Source organism: Amycolatopsis sp. NPDC023774, assembly GCF_040639695.1.
Taxonomy (GTDB): domain Bacteria; phylum Actinomycetota; class Actinomycetes; order Mycobacteriales; family Pseudonocardiaceae; genus Amycolatopsis.
Genome location: NZ_JBFAAJ010000047.1, coordinates 19,237 through 37,715, shown reverse-complemented (window position 1 = coordinate 37,715; position 18,479 = coordinate 19,237). Strand labels below are relative to the sequence as shown.

At 66.8% G+C, this 18,479-nt stretch carries 17 protein-coding genes and 4 pseudogenes; 5 read left to right on the top strand and 16 right to left on the bottom strand.

The window, feature by feature from the left end:
• The 3 genes and pseudogenes from AB0F91_RS43625 to AB0F91_RS43615 all read left to right on the top strand — a co-directional run.
• Positions 1 to 334: hypothetical protein (locus AB0F91_RS43625; RefSeq protein ID WP_360607790.1), on the top strand; the 334-nt coding region annotated here is incomplete at its 5' end.
• Positions 335 to 482: 148 nt separating this feature from the next.
• The gene (locus AB0F91_RS43620; RefSeq protein WP_360607788.1) at positions 483 to 1,337 is read left to right on the top strand and encodes a formate/nitrite transporter family protein; all 855 of its coding nucleotides are present in this window, start codon (positions 483 to 485) and stop codon (positions 1,335 to 1,337) included.
• An 886-nt stretch (positions 1,338 to 2,223) separates the two neighbouring features.
• Positions 2,224 to 2,563: pseudogene (locus AB0F91_RS43615) on the top strand (MerR family transcriptional regulator).
• 311 nt (positions 2,564 to 2,874) lie between these two features.
• Here AB0F91_RS43615 and AB0F91_RS43610 read toward each other — a convergent pair.
• The 4 genes and pseudogenes from AB0F91_RS43610 to AB0F91_RS43595 all read right to left on the bottom strand — a co-directional run bounded on the left by AB0F91_RS43610 (position 2,875) and on the right by AB0F91_RS43595 (position 5,995).
• Positions 2,875 to 3,561, bottom strand: coding sequence for a GAF and ANTAR domain-containing protein (locus AB0F91_RS43610; protein ID WP_360607786.1), 687 nt, complete (start codon positions 3,559 to 3,561; stop codon positions 2,875 to 2,877).
• 68 nt (positions 3,562 to 3,629) lie between these two features.
• A pseudogene (locus AB0F91_RS43605) lies at positions 3,630 to 4,502 on the bottom strand (IS630 family transposase); the annotation flags it as partial.
• Between the two features lie 4 nt (positions 4,503 to 4,506).
• Positions 4,507 to 5,697 carry an AI-2E family transporter gene (locus AB0F91_RS43600; RefSeq protein ID WP_360607784.1) on the bottom strand — a complete coding sequence of 397 codons (1,191 nt, stop codon included), beginning with the start codon at positions 5,695 to 5,697 and terminating at the stop codon, positions 4,507 to 4,509.
• Positions 5,684 to 5,995, bottom strand: coding sequence for a hypothetical protein (locus AB0F91_RS43595; protein ID WP_360607782.1), 312 nt, complete (start codon positions 5,993 to 5,995; stop codon positions 5,684 to 5,686). The genes AB0F91_RS43600 and AB0F91_RS43595 overlap by 14 nt, the downstream gene beginning before the upstream one ends.
• A 242-nt stretch (positions 5,996 to 6,237) precedes the next feature.
• Between AB0F91_RS43595 and AB0F91_RS43590 the strand changes: the two are divergent.
• Positions 6,238 to 6,633 (top strand): annotated as a pseudogene (locus AB0F91_RS43590) (SpoIIE family protein phosphatase); the annotation flags it as partial.
• A 126-nt stretch (positions 6,634 to 6,759) separates the two neighbouring features.
• Here the strand turns inward: AB0F91_RS43590 and AB0F91_RS43585 are convergent.
• The 11 genes from AB0F91_RS43585 to AB0F91_RS43535 form a co-directional block, all read right to left on the bottom strand.
• The gene (locus AB0F91_RS43585; RefSeq protein ID WP_360607802.1) at positions 6,760 to 7,725 is read right to left on the bottom strand and encodes an acyl-CoA desaturase; all 966 of its coding nucleotides are present in this window, start codon (positions 7,723 to 7,725) and stop codon (positions 6,760 to 6,762) included.
• Positions 7,726 to 8,517: 792 nt separating this feature from the next.
• Positions 8,518 to 9,321 (bottom strand): hypothetical protein, encoded by an 804-nt coding sequence (locus tag AB0F91_RS43580; RefSeq protein ID WP_360607780.1) that lies wholly within the window; start codon positions 9,319 to 9,321, stop codon positions 8,518 to 8,520.
• Positions 9,322 to 10,232: 911 nt separating this feature from the next.
• A complete protein-coding gene (gene gvpJ, locus AB0F91_RS43575) occupies positions 10,233 to 10,550 on the bottom strand; it encodes a gas vesicle protein GvpJ (protein WP_360607778.1) in 318 nt (105 codons plus the stop codon).
• A 75-nt stretch (positions 10,551 to 10,625) separates the two neighbouring features.
• Positions 10,626 to 11,744: an SRPBCC family protein gene (locus AB0F91_RS43570; protein WP_360607776.1), complete on the bottom strand. Its 1,119-nt coding sequence runs from the start codon at positions 11,742 to 11,744 to the stop codon at positions 10,626 to 10,628.
• 5 nt (positions 11,745 to 11,749) lie between these two features.
• Positions 11,750 to 12,364, bottom strand: a complete 615-nt coding sequence (locus tag AB0F91_RS43565) for a hypothetical protein (protein WP_360607774.1) — start codon at positions 12,362 to 12,364, stop codon at positions 11,750 to 11,752.
• 480 nt (positions 12,365 to 12,844) lie between these two features.
• Positions 12,845 to 12,946, bottom strand: coding sequence for an ANTAR domain-containing protein (locus AB0F91_RS43560; protein WP_360607800.1), 102 nt, complete (start codon positions 12,944 to 12,946; stop codon positions 12,845 to 12,847).
• Between the two features lie 239 nt (positions 12,947 to 13,185).
• A complete protein-coding gene (locus tag AB0F91_RS43555) occupies positions 13,186 to 13,923 on the bottom strand; it encodes a GAF and ANTAR domain-containing protein (RefSeq protein WP_360607772.1) in 738 nt (245 codons plus the stop codon).
• 26 nt (positions 13,924 to 13,949) lie between these two features.
• Positions 13,950 to 14,990, bottom strand: coding sequence for a GAF domain-containing protein (locus AB0F91_RS43550; RefSeq protein WP_360607770.1), 1,041 nt, complete (start codon positions 14,988 to 14,990; stop codon positions 13,950 to 13,952).
• 550 nt (positions 14,991 to 15,540) lie between these two features.
• Positions 15,541 to 16,323, bottom strand: a complete 783-nt coding sequence (locus tag AB0F91_RS43545) for a PRC and DUF2382 domain-containing protein (RefSeq protein ID WP_360607768.1) — start codon at positions 16,321 to 16,323, stop codon at positions 15,541 to 15,543.
• Between the two features lie 252 nt (positions 16,324 to 16,575).
• A complete protein-coding gene (locus tag AB0F91_RS43540; RefSeq protein ID WP_360607804.1) occupies positions 16,576 to 16,923 on the bottom strand; it encodes a hypothetical protein in 348 nt (115 codons plus the stop codon).
• On the bottom strand, positions 16,823 to 17,299 hold the full coding sequence (locus AB0F91_RS43535; RefSeq protein WP_360607798.1) for a fatty acid desaturase: 477 nt from the start codon (positions 17,297 to 17,299) through the stop codon (positions 16,823 to 16,825). The genes AB0F91_RS43540 and AB0F91_RS43535 overlap by 101 nt, the downstream gene beginning before the upstream one ends.
• A 293-nt stretch (positions 17,300 to 17,592) precedes the next feature.
• Between AB0F91_RS43535 and AB0F91_RS43530 the strand changes: the two are divergent.
• Positions 17,593 to 17,927, top strand: a pseudogene (locus AB0F91_RS43530) (hypothetical protein); the annotation flags it as partial.
• Here the strand turns inward: AB0F91_RS43530 and AB0F91_RS43525 are convergent.
• Positions 17,900 to 18,358 (bottom strand): SRPBCC family protein, encoded by a 459-nt coding sequence (locus AB0F91_RS43525; protein ID WP_360607796.1) that lies wholly within the window; start codon positions 18,356 to 18,358, stop codon positions 17,900 to 17,902. The pseudogene AB0F91_RS43530 and the gene AB0F91_RS43525 sit on opposite strands and share 28 nt — an antisense overlap.
• Between the last annotated feature and the right edge of the window lie 121 nt (positions 18,359 to 18,479).

The window sequence follows — 18,479 nt, the reverse complement described above, 5'->3', positions numbered from 1 at the left end:
CGTCCGCAGCCGCACCCGTGGCGCATCCTCGGGGCGACCCGAACTCGGCCTGCTCGGCTGCGGCGAAGACGGGCGCTGCCGGCCGCTGCTTGACCAGCAGCGCCCCCGCGCGCCGCCGTGCGACGCACGCTTATCGGGGTCGCGACCCGTGTCCCGGCCATACCCGCCGACGGCGGTGGCAAACACACAGTCAGTCGCGTGTTCGTGTCATCTCTCCACGCCGGGTCGCTGTAAACGTAGCTTTCCTGCCCTGGGCGGCATCGCCCGCCAGCTGGAACAACCGCACATTCTCGCCAACCAGCTCGGCCACAACATCCCGGCCGACGAGGAATGACCACGCACCGCGTGGAGTGGCGGGGGTGATCACCATTGCCGGCAGTTCGGCCGGAATGCCCGGACCGGCGAGTAGTTCCGGCCTGCGGGGGTAGGCGCTCAGTGCCGGTACCGGTTCGTGTGCCAGGGGATAGCACGTTGGAGATGAGATGCAAGGCGATTCGAGCGACGAGCACGGAAGCTTACCCCTGCGTTCTCCGGCCGGGAGCCGGGACGAGCCGGAGCTCGAGGAAGCGTTCGACCGGATCGTCGCCGAAGGTCGCGACCGGCTTGGACGTCCGTTACTGCCGCTGGCGGCGACCGGCCTGCTCGGCGGCGTCGACGTCGCAGTGGGGGTGTTGGCGTACCTGGTCGTCGAGCACGAAACCGGGCAGCCGCTGCTGGCCTCCGCCGCGTTCACGATCGGGTTCATCGCGCTGCTGCTCGCACGCAGCGAGTTGTTCACCGAGAACTTCCTCGTCCCAGTCACCGCGTTGGCGTCCGGAACGGGTACCTGGCCACGGTTGCTCCGGCTGTGGCTGGTCACCCTTGCCGCGAATCTGGCCGGGGGTTTCGTGATGGCCGGCATGATCGTTGTCGCGCTGCCCGACCTTCGTGCCACCGCGGCCGCGAACGGTCTTCATTACGCCACGTTGGGCACGTCTTGGCGCTCGTTGCTGCTGGCCGTGCTGGCCGGCGCGGTGATCACGCTCATGACCCGGATGCAGCACTCGACCAATGGTTTGGGGGTCAAGATCGTCGCCGCGGTCGCCATGTCGTTCCTTCTCGTCGGGGCGCAGTTGTTCCACTCGGTACTCGACTCGATCCTCATGTTCGCCGGCCTGCTGGGTGGCGTGGCGCGCTACTCGTGGGGCGACTGGGCCCTCGCGCTGGCCTGGTCGTCGCTGGGCAACATCGTCGGCGGCATTGGCCTGGTCACGTCGATCCGGCTGCTGCGAGTGTCACACCGCGTCGCAGAGGCGCAGGACGATGCGCACGAAGAAGCCGGTGATCAGGTCACGTGACAAGGCGGTTGCGATTGAACGCCGACGGTGTCGGGGCGGGACCGACGTACTCGACGCGGTAGCGGAAGCTCGGCACGGCCACGAGCCCGCGTCCTCCAGCGCGCATTCGGGGGACGGTGGAATGAGAGTGTCGTGGTTCGCGTGCGCTGCGCGCTGACCTGCGGTTCTCCGGGGTCCGGCGGTCGGCCCGCCCGGACTTCAACAAATCTATGGCGACGGAGGTAGACATTCAATCTCAGCTGTGTGTAATCTTCTGCTCATACCGAGAGAGACAAGGTCGAGCAGGCGCGGGAGATGACGAACTACCCGCGAGGTGAGACAGAACGGTCAGGCAGGACGAAGCCAATCAGGGAACAGGTTTCGGCTGGTGGCCGGTGAAGTACCCCGGGATCGGGCCGTGAAGACGCCAGCAGTAAGACCGATCCCGGAGAAGTAATGCAGTTGTGGGAAATGCAGTGGCAAGTCAGGTAGTGCAGGAACGGTCAGGTGGCCGGAGCCGATTTCCGACGGGGCTCCGGGCAGTGACCAGTGGCGTGACGCGTGCTGGGGCCGATCAATGGAAGGGTTCCAGCCGGTGACGCTCGCAGCAGTCGCAGTACACGAAGTGGTGCACAGCAAGAGGAAAACACAGGAAAGAAGGGAAAGGGCACATCATTGGATCGCCCGCAGCGGCTGGGCAGTCGTGCCGCGCGGGTACCGCAGTCCCATCGGATTGGAAGGTGGTTCTCGGTTACGAATAAGCGATCTCCGCACCGTCCGGTTCTCGGACGGACACCGCGGATACAGGAAGCCGACCTCACAGTCGGTTGACAATGGTGAAACCCAAACCCCTGGGACCCCGGATGCCGTGCACGGCATCCGGGGTCCCTTGCGATGTGGAGGTGGAATGATTCCTGACCAACACGAGACCCCCCGTCCCCGGTTCGGGCGGGGCCGACAAGTTCGACGACGACCAGTACCCCGCTTACACGATGGGCCGGGCCGCGGACATGCTCGGCGCCACCCAGAACTTCCTGCGCAGCCTGGATGAGGCCGGCCTGATCAAGCCGCAGCGCTCGGCCGGCGGACATCGCCGCTACTCCCGTCACCAGCTGCGCATCGCCGCACGCGTACGGAAACTAGTCGATCAAGGCACGGCTGTCGACGCCGCCTGCCGCATCATCTCCCTCGAGGACCAGCTGCACGAATCCCAGCGACAGAACACCGAACTCCGCTCCACCAAATAACCTGCCGGCACAGGGCGTGCCGCCAGGACCCCCGCTGCACGCCCGCCACACCGCCGACGCCCGGGTCCCGCGCTCCACAGCATCTTCCGCAATCCGCTGGGGTGGCACCGGCAGGGCGCATCCCTTCGACTGTGGCGCAAGAGGGAGGCTGCGGTGTCGGAGATATTGTCGGGATCCGATCTTGACCCCTGCCGACTGACGCCGCTTACCTGCATTGGAGCCACGAGCTGCCCGGTAATGGGCCACGGTGGGGGTCAGCTGGCTGCTTAACCGACCCTACCTAGATCACTGGTGCCCACTGACGAGTGTTGCTACAACTGTGGCAACCAGTCACAGCTCGCGGCGGTGGTCGACGAGCCAGGTGGCGACCTGTGCAACTTCATGTTGGTGGTCTGGGACGACTCGACGAGCATCCGGAACGCCCGGACGGCGTCGAGGTCGTGGCGCTCCATGAGAATGCCCTTGGCCATGCCGATCACGTCACGGGATTCGATCGCGAGGTGCAGCTGCGCTTCGGTCTGAGCGCTCACGAGCGCGATCGCGGCGTGGCTTGCGAACACGAGCCCGGCCTGCTCAGTGCGATCACTGAACGCGTCGACCTGGGAAGAGCAGAGGTTCAGGGCACCGAGGGTGGTCCCGGTGATGAACAGCCGGTAGGCCAGCATCGAACGGATACCCGTCTCCGCGGCTTCGGGCGCGAAAGCCGGCCAGCGTCGCTTGTCCAACAGCTTGCCGGTGCGGAAGACCTCACGCTGGGCGATCGCGTCGAGACACGGCCCCTGGCCGGTGCGGTTCTGGATCTCATCGACCGTGGCCACGACCTCGGAGGTGGGCGCCACGGTGTGAATCCGGCCGTTCTCGGCCAGGGAGATCCCGGCGTACTCGGCGCCGGCCACGTGATCCACCGCGGACTTCACGATCGCCGCGAGGGTCGTCTCGACGTCCGGCTCGGCCCGCAGGGTGCGCGCGATCCCGCCGAGCACGCTGCTCAAGCTCACGGACGCGAGGCTGTCGGAATAAACCACAGACGTCTCCTAATACGTCAACGGTTGATCTCTCACTACATCTAGTGTCGCGTGTCTGATTTCTGTTTACGGTTGATTTTGGTGATGAGGTCGTCGGCGTTCTTGGTCCAGGAGAAGGGCTTGGCGCGGTGGTTATAGGCGTCGATGAAGTCGCGAATGGTCTCTTCGAGGTCGTCGACGCTGGTGAATGTGCCGCGACGAATGGCTTGGCGGATGATGATCCCGAAGAAGATCTCCACCATGTTGAGCCAGGAGCAGCTGGTCGGTGTGAAATGCAGGGTTATCCGCTTGTTTTTATCCAGCCAGGCCCGCACGTCGGGATGCTTGTGAGTGGCGTAGTTATCAGCTACGACGTGCAGCTTCACCTGCGGATGGGCCTTGGCGACCTTCTTCAGGAACGCGAGGAACTCGACGTTGCTGTGACGCGGATAGCAGGCGTCAGCCGTGATCTTGCCGGTGGCGACCTCCAACGCGGCGAACAACGTGGTGGTGCCGTGGCGAACGTAGTCGTCGGTCTGCCGCTCGGGCAGTCCTGGGCGCAGCGGCTACGTGAGCTGGGTGCGGTCCAGAGCTTGGATCTGGGATTTCTCGTCGACACTGACCACCACGGCGTTCGCCGGCGGATTCAGGTACAGGCCGACAGCGTCGCGGATCTTGGGCTCAAGCTGGGGATCGGTGGAAAACTTGAAGGTTTCCACCCGGTGCGGCTGGATGTTCCACCGGCGCCAGATACGGGCGACCGTCGCGAACGAGATCCCCAGCCGGGACGCCAGTAGCCTGCTCGACCAGAGGGTCACGCCCAGTTCCGCCGGTGGGTTGCCTCTGTCTGCCAAGGTTTCCGCCAGCACCGCAATCTCATCGATCCGCGGTGCCCGGCCCGGCCGCGGCAGATCACCCAGCCCCTCCATGCCGAACTTTTCACCCGAGGTCCCCGCCGTGCTCGACCGGCACGTCGGCCCGGTGGTCACCCGCTTCTTCGGGCTGCCTGTCGGTCGTCGCGGTTGGGGTATCGGCTTGTGGCGGCGGGTTGGCGAGGTTGCGCAGGGCGGAGCTGAGCACGGCGAGCAGGGGGACGGCGAGCAGGGCGCCGATGATGCCGGCGGTGACGAGCCCGGTGGCCAGGGCGAGGACCACGGCCAGGGGGTGCAGGCGTACGACGCGGCCGAGCAGGAACGGTTGCAGGACGTGGCTTTCCAGTTGCATCACGCCGATTACGATGGCGAGCACGATGATGGCCGGGACGACCCCGCCGGTCACCAGCGCCACGAGCACCGCGACCGCGCCGGCGACCACGGAGCCGACCACCGGGATGAATGCGCCGAGGAACACCAGCGCGGCCAGGGGCGCGGCCAGCGGCACACCGACGATGAGCAGGCCGACACCGACACCGACGGCGTCCACGACGGCCACGGCTGCGGTGCCGCGAATGTAGCCGGCCAGGGTGGTGAACCCGGCACGCCCGGCCAGGTCCACCCGATGCCGCACCCGGACGGGGACGGCGCCGAGCAGGAACGACCAGATCCTCCCGCCGTGGGCCAGGAAGAAGATCAAGCAGAACACCATCAGCAGGAACTCGGTGACCAGCTCGCCGACTGTAACGGCGGTGGACAGCGCGCCGGAGGCGATGGCCGACTGGTTCTCGCTCAGTGTGGTGGTCAGCTGGTTCAGCATCCCGTCGATCTGACCCTGGCTCACGTGCAGCGGCCCGGTGCGTAACCAGGTACGCAACTCGCCCACGGTGCGCAGGATCTGGTCGATCAGCTCGGGCATGCCCGCGGTGACCGTGATGACCACGAAGGTGACCACCCCGCCCACCAAGGCCAGACCACCGATCAGCACCACCGCGGTGGCTACCCCGCGGGGGACTTTCTTCCGGGCCAGCCAGGAGACAGTCGGTGCGAGCAGCGCGGCGAGCAGCAGTGCCACCGCGACCGGTACCAGCACCGTGGCCAGCTTGACCGCGACGTACCCGATCAACGCCAGGCCCCCGGCGACGATCAGCAGGCGACCGAAGACGGCAGCCCCGACACGTAGCCCATAGGGCACCGCCGCGCGTACCTCCGCGGCAGTCCGCACACCGTGCTGGGACTCGGTTTCATCGCTGTTCATGGGGCATCCGACCTTTCATCGGCCCGGTCGTCCGGGTCATATTCCGGGCGGCAAGCGTGCGTGCCGGACGCGATGCCGCGCTGACGAGGATGGTGTCGACCCAACAGGTGCACTTCAGCGGGAAAAGCATCGAAGAGGTGGCGGACGCGGGTTTATTGGCTTGGACCGCTGGTGCGGGCTTGAAATCCGCAGTCGCGGATCTCGCCGCACTGGCACCGGGCCGGATCTGGTAGGGAATGTTCTCGGAAAGTTCGCGGTAGCCGAATCGGATGACCGGATAACCGGACCCGGTGTCCACCGGGTCCGGTTATCCGATGTAGGCGTGGCGCACCGGCGGCTTGGGCCTCAGCAGACAGCCTTCGTGCGCGACCCGGTTGCCCTGCGTGCGGTGCCCCTGAAACGGCAACCGCGCGAACCCCCCTTCGCCCGACGATCAGCGCGAACAGCCGCCGGGCCATCTTTTCGGTGCGCATCCACCATCCGCCATCCACCCCACCGGCCTCCCGCACCTCGCACACGGTCATCTACAGGAGGTACCCGATGAGCACCCTCGCTGAACACGACAAACAGCGGGTCCACTCCAACGCGCTGCCTCGCTGTTCCTCAGCCGCTAGGCGTAGCCACGCAGCGGCATCAACGCCACGTCAACCGTCGATCCCAGCTGGACCGTCACGATGCCCGCAGCCTGGTGCACCTGCTCGTGTCTACTGCTGGGCGTCGGACTCGACCGGCCGGAGGCAGCCGGTTCAACCTCGCCCCGGCACGCTCGTGCTGTTGGTCACGGACGGGCTCATCGCGCGCCGCGGCGACATCATCGATGAAGGCATGGCCACCCTCGCCGCGGCCATGACCCACGACGCCGACCTCGACGAACTATGCGACCAGCTGCTCGAACGCTTCGGGCCGGAGGCGCAGGACGACATCGCTCTTCTGGCATTCCGGCGCCGGTGGCGATCCTCTGCCCTGCGGATCGCCGGACCCGTCGATACTGACGAACGGCCGGCCAGCTTCGGCGGCGAACCACCGTCGGACGCTACCTGCGGGGACCGCCGCACCGTGCGGTCATCTGCGGGACGCGGGGTGGTCGAGCAGCCCGCGCTCGAGCCTGCCGAGACCGCGGGGGGCCGACGTGTATCCGGGGTTGAGCTTGCGGGCCAGGCGTTCGGGTTTCGGCCAGCGGACATCGGTGGCCCACCCGGCCTTCTCGAACAGCCAGATGATCCGGGCCGAGATGTCCACCTGGCCGCGGCGAACCCCGTGACGGGCGCCGGTCGGATCGGCGTGGTGGGAGTTGTGCCACGACTCGCCCATGGACGCGATGGCCAACGGCCAGAAGTTCGCCGACTTGTCACGCGCGGCGTAGGGCCGGTCCCCGATCAGGTGGCACAGCGAGTTCACCGACCAGGTCACGTGGTGCAGCACCGCCACCCGCACCAGGCTCGCCCAGAAGAACGCGGTCACCGCGCCCCACCAGGACATCGTGGCGAGACCGCCGATGAGGGCGGGCGCGAGGAGCGTGACGACGGTCAACGCGGGGAACCAGCGGTCGACGCGGACGATGTCGCGGTCAGCGAGCAGATCAGGGGCGAAGCGCTGGGCGTTGGTCTTCTGCCGGTCGAACAGCCAGCCCATGTGCGCGAACCAGAATCCCTTCGCGAGCGCGGCGGCGGAAGTGCCGTAGCGCCACGGGGAATGCGGATCGCCTTCGCGGTCGGCGAAGGCGTGGTGGCGGCGGTGGTCGGCGACCCATGTGATCACGGGGCCTTGCATGGCCATGCTGCCGGCGACGGCGAGCGCGATCCGTAGCCCGCGGCGGGCTTTGAACGCGCCGTGGGTGAAATAGCGGTGGAACCCGATTGTCACGCCGAGGCAGGTGAGGACGTAGAACCCGGCGGCCAGCGCGAGGTCGACCCAGCCCAGGCCCCAGCCCCACGCGAACGGCACCGCCGCCACCAGCGCCAGCATCGGCACGACGACGAAAACCTTGATCAGTGAGTTCTCGGCTCGGGTCTTTTCTCTCGAGAGCATCGGTTCCGCGGATTTTCGCGCGGCGTTGCGCGGGCGGGTGGAGATTTGTGTCATCGAACGCTCCTCGGAAACGGGGGTCAGTCGCCGAGGTCCTGGGCTGTTACCGCCGGATAGCCCGCGCGCTGCCGTCTAAACGGGTCATCTCGGTCGGTCATACGAACGTCACAATTTCATACGCCACACGGTTTACGTGATGTTGCTCGAGCTTCGGTGGTTCACCCCGCGCGCCAACGTGGGTCCTACCTGCCGCCCGCAGCGAGCGCGTAGACACCTGGTTGCTGAGCCTGACAGAACAACCCTGGCCTTATACACATCGATACGCCAAATGCTCGACCATCTGGCGTGTGACCTGTGCGGCACACTGATGCGCTGAGTGCGATATTGCTGTCTGTCATGTCCATATTGGACCTATCTGCAGGGGTGTGGACGGCCATGGTTCAACTTTCGAAAGTGGCGACGTGGCGCCGGTGTTGCCACCGGTGTTGCCGTCCCCGGCCCAGCCGAAACCAAGGCCACCAAACGAAGATCCTGGCGGTCCTGAAAGTGAAGGCTCTTGCCGTCCTCGAGTTCTAAAACGGGTCGCCGTGCGGCTGGAGGATGTCGAACAGTGCGAACCGGCCGCTGGGGCAATGAGGGTGACAACGTGCCCGACTTCAGGCTGAGAACGCCTGAGGGTTCTCAACCCAGCCAACCGAGCGACCCGTGTCGCCGCGGTGATGTGCCCGGATGGCGACACGGGTCCGCCCGGTGTCAGGCTCGATGAGCGCCCTCGGTGGTGGCCTCAGGGTGGGTTTAGGCAGGCGGCGGCTGCGCGGCTCGTGCACTGCGCTCCTGGCCCCCTACCTTCTGCTCGGCCTTGTGCTTGGCGTCGGCGGCGTCCTTGGCGGAGCGCTGTTTGCCGATCGCCAGGTCGGACCTGAATTGCTCGTTCTGTTCCCGGGCCTTCCGGTAACCGGAGTTGACCAGGCGTGCGGCGGCGTCGCGGCCGCCGATGCCGAATGCCAGCGCCGCGGCCAGCGCCGCCGCGCCGACCAGCGCGACATAGGTGATCGTGACGATCACCGGCGAGATTCCCAGCTGGGTCAGGATCATGAATACGGCGATCCCCATGATCATCGCCGGGACGAGGGTGCGAACGACCTGCCCCGTTGGCGTGTCGCCCATGGTGCGGTGCACCAGCGCGCCGATCGCGCCGGCGACGGCGGCCGCGACGATGAAGATCAGCAGTGCAGCGAGGACGTTGGGCAGGTAGCTCAGCACTTGGTTCATGAACGCGGTCAACGGCGGAATTCCCAGCGTGCCGATGGCCGAGGAGATGACGAACAGCATGATCACCCAGAACACGACCAGGCCGACAAGCTTGGAGGGGCTTCCCTGCGGGGAGAACTTCTCCACGTAGTTGGCGCCGCCGCCGGTCTTCAGCTTGTCGTCGACCTTCGCCTTCTGCAGGCCTTTGGTGATGGCCTTGTCGAGCAGTTTGGCGATGATGAAGCCGATCAGCAGCACGAGAAGCGCGCCGATCACCTGGGGCAGGTAGCTTACGAACGTCGTGAATGCGCTCTGCAAGCTTTGCAGGATGTTGAAGCCTGCGTTCATCGATCTTGTCCTTTCGTGGATAGGTTTCGATTACGATGGTGGGCGCGTCTAGAATTCGCTGCGTCGTTTCGGCCCTGGGTTTCGTCTGATAACTGTTCGAGATGTTTTTAATTCACGGGAGGAGTACCTTCTCTGGAACTGAAAAACCCCGGCTCGGTCGTCGCGTCGAAGCGGAACACCGAGGTCCGGGGTGTGGATGAAGCCTGTGCGACTCTTGTGATGTCAGTCTGCTGGGCGGTCCGCGAGTTGATCGGTGGTGCCGTCGTCCGCTGTGGTCATGCCATCACATCCTTCGGGCGACGCCACAGGTTGACCGGGCCATGGGCGGGCCGCGCACGCGGCTGGCTAAAGTCTGGCCGCGCCTATGACCTGGGCATACCCGGGTTACGCGACACCAAACTCGCGGGAATCCGGCCCCGAACTTCCGGAACCCGGGCAGAAATCATGCATTTGCCCGAGAAGCCGACACCATCGGCCACCTGGACCAGCCTGAGGCATCTGTCCACGGTGAACGGGGCAATATCGTGGAGTCTTTTCGCTTGCCGATATTCCTTACCGGACGACGAGTCCGGCGCGGTCGCCCTGGCCAGCAGACCTGTTCGTCGCCGTTCCCGGCGTCGTGCCCCCCGTCGCAACCGGTTTCTCCCCACGCGCCAGGATGTCGGCCGACGAGGGGTGCGATGCTCCTCGGTCACCTCGACCTCCACGACCCAGCCGTCTTCGTGCGGCTCGACCGACGTAACCCATTGCGGCGATCGGGCCACCGTGCACTGTGGTCACCTCCGCAGGTGGATCCCCTACTCCGCGCGCATCGTCGTCGATCTCGACGTCGCCGGGCAGGATGCCGTAGACGTAGATCGCTGTCTCGGGCCCGGTCTCCGTCCCGGTGTCGATTTCGGCGGTCACTGGCTTCACCGTCGCTTCCGGCCGCGGCCCACGGGTTCTTCCTCGTCTTCGCCGAGGATGTCGCGCAGCTTGTCCCGGCTGCCCCAAGGGCCCCGCGTCTTGGCCTTCGCGCCGCCGGAGGTCACGTCCTCCAATAGGTCAGGTAGGCCCTTTTCCTCGGTACCGGAGATGTCCAGCCGGTTGACCGCTTCCGCGAACCGCAGGTACGTGTCGACCCCCGCCACCCCGATCCGGGCGTCGATGGTCAGCAGCTCGATGCCCACGAGGGACACCCGGACGTAGGCGTCGATCACGGGGCCCTTGTCGAGGATCGTGTCGATCATGCCGGCGAGGCTGCTTGAACTCGGCCGGTCGAGGCCACCGCCCTCGCCAGACGGCTGTCGTCATCGCTTGCTCCCTCAACTTCTGCCGGCGCCCGCACGGGCGCGGCCGCGGCGAGACCGCTCTTCCTCGGCCGCCTCGTCGGTATCTTCGGTCTCTTCCGGCTCCTCTTCCTCCGGCTCCTCTTCGGACTCTTCTTCCTCGTCGGGCTCGTCCTCGGACTCGGCGGCCTCGTCCTCTTCGGAACCAGTGTCGGCGGACTCTTCGTCCTGCTCAGCCTCGGTGTCCGCGCTGTCGTCGCGGTCGGTGTCCTCGTCCTGCCGCTCGACGACCTGGCCGTCGTGGATCTCGCCGTGCCACCCCTCGACGTCGTCGGGGTGCAGCAGGTCCTCCGTCATCACGTGGCGGCGGAAGTGCTTGAGCTCCAGCCGCGCCCGGCGGCCCTGGGCCCGCCAGATGTTGCCGGTGCGCTCGAACAGGCCCTGCGGGTGGTACGCGAGCACCAGCACGACTTTGGTGAGGTTGGGCGTGAGCTCGTGGAACGTCACCGCACCGTCGACATGGCCCTTCGCCGCCTTGGAGCGCCACACGATCCGCTCGTAGGGCACCTGCTCCAGGATGGTCGCCTCCCAGGTGCGGTGCGACCAGAAGACCTGCGCCTTCCACTCGGTCTTCTCCTCGCTGACCTGCTCGACGTTGTTGACCTTCTTCATGAAGGCCGGGAAGTCGGTGAACCGGGTCCACTGGTCGTACACGAGGTTGATCGGCGCGCCGATGTCGATTTCTTCGACGATGTTGGTGAGCTTGATCTTGGCGCCTTTGCCGCCACCCCCACCCCCACCGCCGCCGCCGAAGGCGTTCTTCGCCTTCTGTGCGATGCCGGACAGGCCGCCCTTGAGGGCGCCCTTCATCGCCTGGCCCTTGACGCTGCCCTTGCTGCCGGTCACGGCTGCGAGCAGGCCACCGCCCCCGCCACCGGCGAAGTCGGACAGTCGCCCGGCCGTCGACGACATTTTGTTCGTCAGCGCACCCGTTGCTCGGGTCATCGCCGCTTGGCCCAGCCCGCGCAGGGAGTCGGTCAGCTCACTCGTGTCCCCGCCGGTCGCCTTCGACGCGGTGCTGGTGGCCGTGCCGGCCGTGTTGCCGGCTGTGTCCGTCGCCTTGTCGGTGGCCTTCTTCAACGTTTCGGTGACCACTGCGTTTACCTCCTTGCCCGTCGGGCGGGCGCGCGCTTGGTGGCGGTGCGTGCACTGCCGGAACTTTTGCCGTCATCGGACGACGCGGATCGCCGGCTCGACGAACGCCGCTGCGGCGGCTGTTCGCCACCGTTGCCGGTGTCATTGTCGTCATCGCTCGGGTGGCGGCTCGCCGCACGCCGACGCTGGGGCTTCTCGGGCTCCGGCTCTTCCTGGGCTTCGGCTTCGTCCTCGTCGACGGCTTCGGCTTCGCCTTCCGGCTCTTCCTGGACTTCGTCCTCGCCGTCGTGCTCCTCGTCGGCTTTGGACTTCTTGCCGCGGGTGAGCGCGCTACCGTCCTGGAGGCGTTCGCTCAGCGATTCGATCTTCCCGCTGGCCGCCGTCACCGCCGCGGACTTCGCCGCGGCGAGCAACTCGTCACGCGCCAGCGACGTCAGCTGGCCGATTTCCGCGGACGAACCCAGCTGCTCGAGACCACTTTGGACGAGCTTCGCCGGTGACACCCCGGCCTTGCCGGTCGCCCCGGCGGCCGCGATCATCAACGCGAGGCGCCCCTTCGTCGTCCGCCCCAGTAGATAACCGGCTGCGACCCCGAGCGCCATCGGTGTTCCTGCCTTCATTGCCGCTCCTCCTGACTCTTGCGGTAGCGAGATCCCCACGCATGACCCTCACGCCGCGCCCGAAAACAAGGCGAACAGGAATGTGGCTTCATCATCCAACTCAGCTACCCGCATCCTTGTGTGCGAAACACGAGATCATGGCAAACGGGTTTCTTCCTTTCACGGTAAGGACAAAAAGGTTCAAGGAGTTCAGTGCACAAGAGCACGACTAGGACTTGATCGGCATCAAGCGCGGTTCGGGCAGGACCGGTATCGAGGACGTGGACGCCTGCCGACACTCGAACATCGACAACGCTATGAGCAGCGCGGACGCCTCTACTCGGGTGATGCGCCGTGCACCTCGAATGCCCGGCCGAGGAGGGAGCGGCGGATCTCGGCCAGCACGCACCGCACCGTGGTGGGTTCGAAGAGTGTCGGCTCGGCTTGGCTGTCGACGGCCACGAAAACGGTTGCGACGTCGTGCCGCTTGACGCTGGCGTGCTAGGAAGCCTTGCGCAGCGCGTCGAACGCCTCGTCGGCCGAGCAGTTGCGCAGCAGCATCAGCATGCCCTTGGCCTGCTCGATCACCGGCTGCGACGCCAGCGCCTCCTCCGGCTATGCCACCGTGGCCTCGAAATCCGCAGCTCTGTCCTACTCGTCCGCCCTGATCCCACCGCATCCCGCGCGCGGACGCCCTTCCTTCTCCCAGCCTGGTGACTCAACAACCGTCGATGCCGCGGTCGGAGCCGGAGCGGATCGCATCCGGCCGCGGGACATGACGGCTCGCGAGGACGGAATGGGGAGCAACCGAGTAACGCGTCGGTCCGAGGTCGTGGGCTTAGTTACGAACGCGGGTGTGCCAAGATCACGGTCAGGTTGACGGTGCCGTTGCCGACGGCGCGGGCGAGGTCGGTCAAGCGCAAGTGATGGGAGCGGGCGTATCCGCGCAGCCGCGTGAACGCTTCGTCCATCGAGACCCTGCCGTGCTGGGCGAGTGCCCCTTTTGCTTGTTCGATCACTACGCGGCTGTTGAGCGCGGTCTGCAGCTGGTCGGTGAGCTGGTCGCCGCGGGCGATGGTCCGTTGCTGCAGAATGCCGATGGTGGCGACGTCGGCCAGCGCCTGCCCAAGCTCGACGTCCTCGCAGTCCGCGCCGCCGGGTTCGGTGTTGAGCAGGGTCAGGGCCCCGACGACCTGATCGCGCAACCGCATCGGCAGGGCCTGTGCTGCGCGGAAGCCGCACTCTGCCGCTGCCGCGGTGAACTTCGGCCAGCGCTGCGTCTCGGCCAGCAGGTCCATGCAGGACATCGGCGATCCGCTGCGCACACAGTCGACGCCGGGGCCGTCGTCGGCCTGCACGGCGAACAGCTCCAGCAGCTCGGCCCGCTGGGAAGGGGAAGCCGCCACCTGCAGGTTGCCATCGGCGTTGAGCAGGATCACTCCGGCTGCGGACACCCCGAGCAAATCGACGCAATGTTCCGTTAGCAGGTGCAGGAAGTCGGCAATGTCGAAATCGGCGACAAGGGTGTCGGCGAGGCTGACGAACGTGCGAGAGACCCGCCGTAGCCGGTCGTGCAGCACTGTCTCCGGCCATTCAGTGGTGTTTGTCATGAGCGTGATTCCCCCGCCCTTCCCCAAGTCACGACCGCGACACGTCGGTGGTGTCGGTCAGCAGTTCGTGGAGATCGAGTTCCGTGGTGGCGATGTCGCCCGCGACGTCGGACAAACGTCGCCGGTGCGCGTGGGCGTAGCCGCGCATCGCGAGGTACGCCTGGTGGCATGTCGAGTCCGCCGGCCTCCGCGAGAACGCCTTTGGCCTGTTCGACGACGGTGCGGTAGTGCAGGGTGGCCTGCAACTGCTCGGACACGACCTCGTCGTGGCGGATGGCGCGCTGCTGCAGAATCCCGATGGTGGCGACGTCGGCCAAGGCCTGCCCCCGGGCGACGCTGGCCTCGTCGATGGGCCCCGGGGCGGCACCGAGCAGGGTCAACGCGCCGATGACGTCCTCGCGCAACCGCATCGGCACCGCGTACACCGCGCGGAACCCCGCATTCACCGCCGCCCGCGCGAATTGGGGCCACCGGCCGGTCTCGGCCACCAGGTCCGCACTGGCCACCGGCTCCCCGCTCTCGACGCAGTCCAGGCATGGCCCCTGGCGGGTTTGCGCGGCGAGTACCTCGATCAGCTCAGCCTGTTCGGATGACCCGGCCGTCGGTCGCCATCCCCCTCGTTGATCCGACAGGATGACCCCGGCGGCGTCCACCTTGAGCAATTGCGCGGCCCGCTCGGTGAGCATGTCCAGGAAGTCGAGCCCGTCAAAGTCGGCGACCAGCGTGTCGGCAAGGGACGCGAAGGCGTTCGCGAGTTGTTGGTCGCGGGCGTTACTGATCATGTCGGCCTTTCCCTCACTGCACACTATTGCCCGTCTTCGGTATCGGTGAAGCGCAGCGACCGCTCCACGACCTGGCGGGCGACGTCGGCCCGCGGCAATGGCGTGGGCGAAGGCGTAGCCACGCAATCGCATCAGCGCCACGTCAACTGCCGATCCCAGCTGGACGCTCACCATGCTCGCGACCTGGCGCACCTTCTCGTGCGAATCGGCCAGCCAGCTCACATCGTCACTGCCGTGTCCGTCCAGATCGGCCACCCCCCTCGGTGGCGAGGTCGCTCAGGATCAGCGCACCGGCCAGCTGCTCCCGGGTGAGCGGGCCGGTCGTGTCGCGGTAGAGGTCCAGCGATCCCAGCAAGCCGCACCCGGTGGCGGGCTGCGCCCTCATCACCAGGCCGAGCCGTCGCCGACTTGACCGGTCCATCCACAATAGACAGCACCCAGTCGCAGCCTGACTCCGACCGGGCTCCGCTGCGGCCCATTGCCCGACACGCGGCGACGCAAGAATTCAACGCAGCAGCGAACCCGCGATTCAAGGCCCGTGACCCGCACGAACCGGCCGATGGCGGCATTCAATGCTACACGTCGACACACTTAGCCAGAGGACTTGTAATCTCTGGGTCCAGGGTTCGAGCGCTTGACGGCCCACTTGTTTTCGCAGGTCCTGCTGAGCTTGTCCCAAGCTCAGCAGGATCTGTGTCTCCGTCTGCGCTGCTCTGCGTCCGCGAGGAGCGGGCCGGGCGGGCGATCCGGATCTGGCATCGCTGGGGCGGCCGGTGACGTCTGCTGACCGAGGTGAGCGCGTTGCTTAACGGCGCGGACGGTTCTCGGGCAGGTCGTCGGTGTCGATGCGTTCCTTGCGCACCTCACCGGAGACCGTCTCGATCTCGGTGACCTCTTCCTTAGCCAGGCGCACCCGTTCGACCGGCACGGCCTCGGTATCCACGACCGGCCGCTCGGCGTGCAGGGTCATCTCGTGCTCTTCATCGGAGATGGCCGGGCCGTCGAGAGCGGCGCCGACGTTGGCCTCGGTGATGGGTTCGCGCTCGACGCGGACCTCTTCGTGCGTCACCGGGACCGAGACCTGCTGAGTCTCGGTGACGACGTACTTGCGCAGCGCCGCCCGGCCGGTCTGCACTTGCTGTGTGCCCACCCGCAGCCGTTCCTCCGAAACCGTCATCGCGTCGTCGGTGGTGGGGCCGGAGATGTCGTGCCCGACGTCGGCCGCCGTGTCGCCCATCGTGCCGGTCCGCCCGACCTGGCCTTGTCCGGTGCCGAGACCGTAGTGCTGGTAGAGCCGGCTTATCTCGCCTGGGTCGAGGTGGTCGCCTGAGGGGTCGACGTGGGGTGCGTCCTTGACGAGGTCCCTGTCGTAGGACGTCTGAAGGTCGTCACCGCGCGGTTGCACGCCCTGGACGGGCAAGAACGTCTCGCTCGTGCCGAACAGGCCGGTGTTGACGGTGACCCATGAAGGGGCGCCACTGGCGTCGTCGGCCCACAACTGGCCGACCTTGCCGATCTTCTGACCGGCCGTGTCGTGAATGGTTTTTCCGGCCCAAGAAGCGATGTTCTGGGAATGGGGCGCTGTCATTTTGTTACTTCCTCGCAATGATGGGGCTGGCGTTCTTCGCCGATTACCCGGTTCCACAGACGCGACACCTGTTCGCGGAGATTTTTGCTGCCGTCCGCCGCTGCGGCGTGGACGACGATCTGCGGAGTTCCGATGAAAGGCGCGTGAGCTGCACAGACGTCTCTGTTCGGGCCTGTCTGAATATGATCGGCACAGTGTCGCGAAATAAGTTCGCCGACAATGGCGGTACCCTGTCTATCTCAGACTTCATCGTTATCGCTCGGAGCTGAGGCGGTCGATCTTGCGGTGGTAGCGCATCGCGGCCAGCCCGCCCAGGATGGCCCCGACGAGCGCGGCGGCGAAGGCCACCAGCGCGGTGATGATCCTGACGACGGTCAGGGTCCCTTCGTTGATCGGGAGCCTGGGCGGTCCGTTGAGCCGAGCCAAGATGCTGAACCGACTGCCGCCGACCGCGGCCAGGATCGACCACAGCCACACCGCGAGGCCTTGCTTGACCCGGTTAAACCGGGACATCCGTCCGGCGACGTACCCGCCGCAGTAGTAGCCGATCAGGAGAGTGACCAGCACCACGAGCGCGGAGACGACGGTGGCGGTCTGCACGACGGCCGGTCCTGCGCAGCTTGGTTCGCCTGGCCGGCGGCCTGCCCTGCGTCACCAGGGGCGGTGGCCAAGCCGAATGCGGTCCCGGCTGCAGCGGCGAGCGCAGCGCCGCCTGGTGCTTGGCGGTCCAGCGGACGAGTGCGCGCCGGTCGCGGGTCTGGCTTCGGGTGAAGGCGAGCAGGAAAATGTCGAGGTCGGGGTCGGCGTCCTCGTGGTTGGGCTGCGCGTGGTGGCGATTGTGCTTGCCCATCCACCAGCCGTAACTGATGCCGATGAGGCCACCGAGGGCCCGGCCGAGCCGGTCATTGGCGTCGCGCCCGTGAAAGATCTGCCGGTGCCCGGCGTCGTGGCCGAGAAACGCGAGCTGTGCGTACATCACGGCAAAGAACACGGCGATTCCGAGCTGCCACCAGGAGTCGCCTACCACGACAAACGCGACGCACCCGCCAGCGAAGGCGAGGAGGGTGAGCCCGATCTTGACCGCGTAGTAGCCGTACCGCCGGCGCAGAAGACCCGCCGAGCGCACCTTTCGGGCGAGCTCACGGTAGTGGTGGTCGCCGATCGGCCCCGCCCTGCCTGACCGCCTTGTCTCACCTCGCGGGTAGTTCCGGACGACCAGCAGCCGATCGTGACTCACCGACTGTCCGCGGTCGGCCCGTTCGCCGACGCGGCGAGATCACGCTGTGGCGGGAGGACTGTCTCCTGTTCGGCATCGGCGCCTTCGCGGACCGCCCCACCGTTACCACGACCACCCCGGGACTGGTGCTGGCCGGCGACGGCATCCGGATCGATCTCCCGGTCGCGCTGATGGAACGGCCGCGGCCACCGGCTGGACCGCCGCGAACGCGCTCCTGACGAGTTGGGGCGTCGCGGGCCACCCGATCCGCTCGGTCCCCAACCGCGGGCGGCTCACCCCGCTCGACCGCCTGTCCCCTGGCTGGAACGCGACCGGTGAGCAGCCCGCGGCACCCGGTGGTCAGTGCTGTGCGGGGCGGTCGACGTGACCGCGCCAGGCTCCGGTCTCGCGGCCGTCGCGGTTCTCGATGAACGTCTTGAACCGCTCCATGTCGCCCTTGACCTTGCGGTCGAGGATGCCGAGCTTGTCCGCGACGTTCTCGACGAACCCGTCCGGGTCGATGTCCATCTGCGCGGTCACCCGCGTGGTCTCGTCGTCGATCCGGTGGAAGGTGATCACCCCGGCATGGGTGGGGCCGGAGTCCGACCTCCAGGCGACCCGCTCGTCGGGGTTCTGCTCGGTGATGGTCGCGTCGAACTCCTTGGTCATCCCGGCGACGCTGATCTTCCAGTGGGTGTGGGTCGCGTCCAGCTGGCGGATCTCCTCCACGCCGTCCATGAACCGCGGGAACGACTCGAACTGCGTCCACTGGTTGTAAGCGGCGGGCACGGTGACCTTCACGTCGACAGATTCGGTGATGGTGCTGGTCGAAACGGGCTTCCCTTCGGTGGTGCGGGTGACCTGGCGGGCCTGCCGCGAATTGCGGTTGCCGAGCAACGACGCGCCGCACAGCGCACCCCAAGCGAGGGCCGCCGCGACG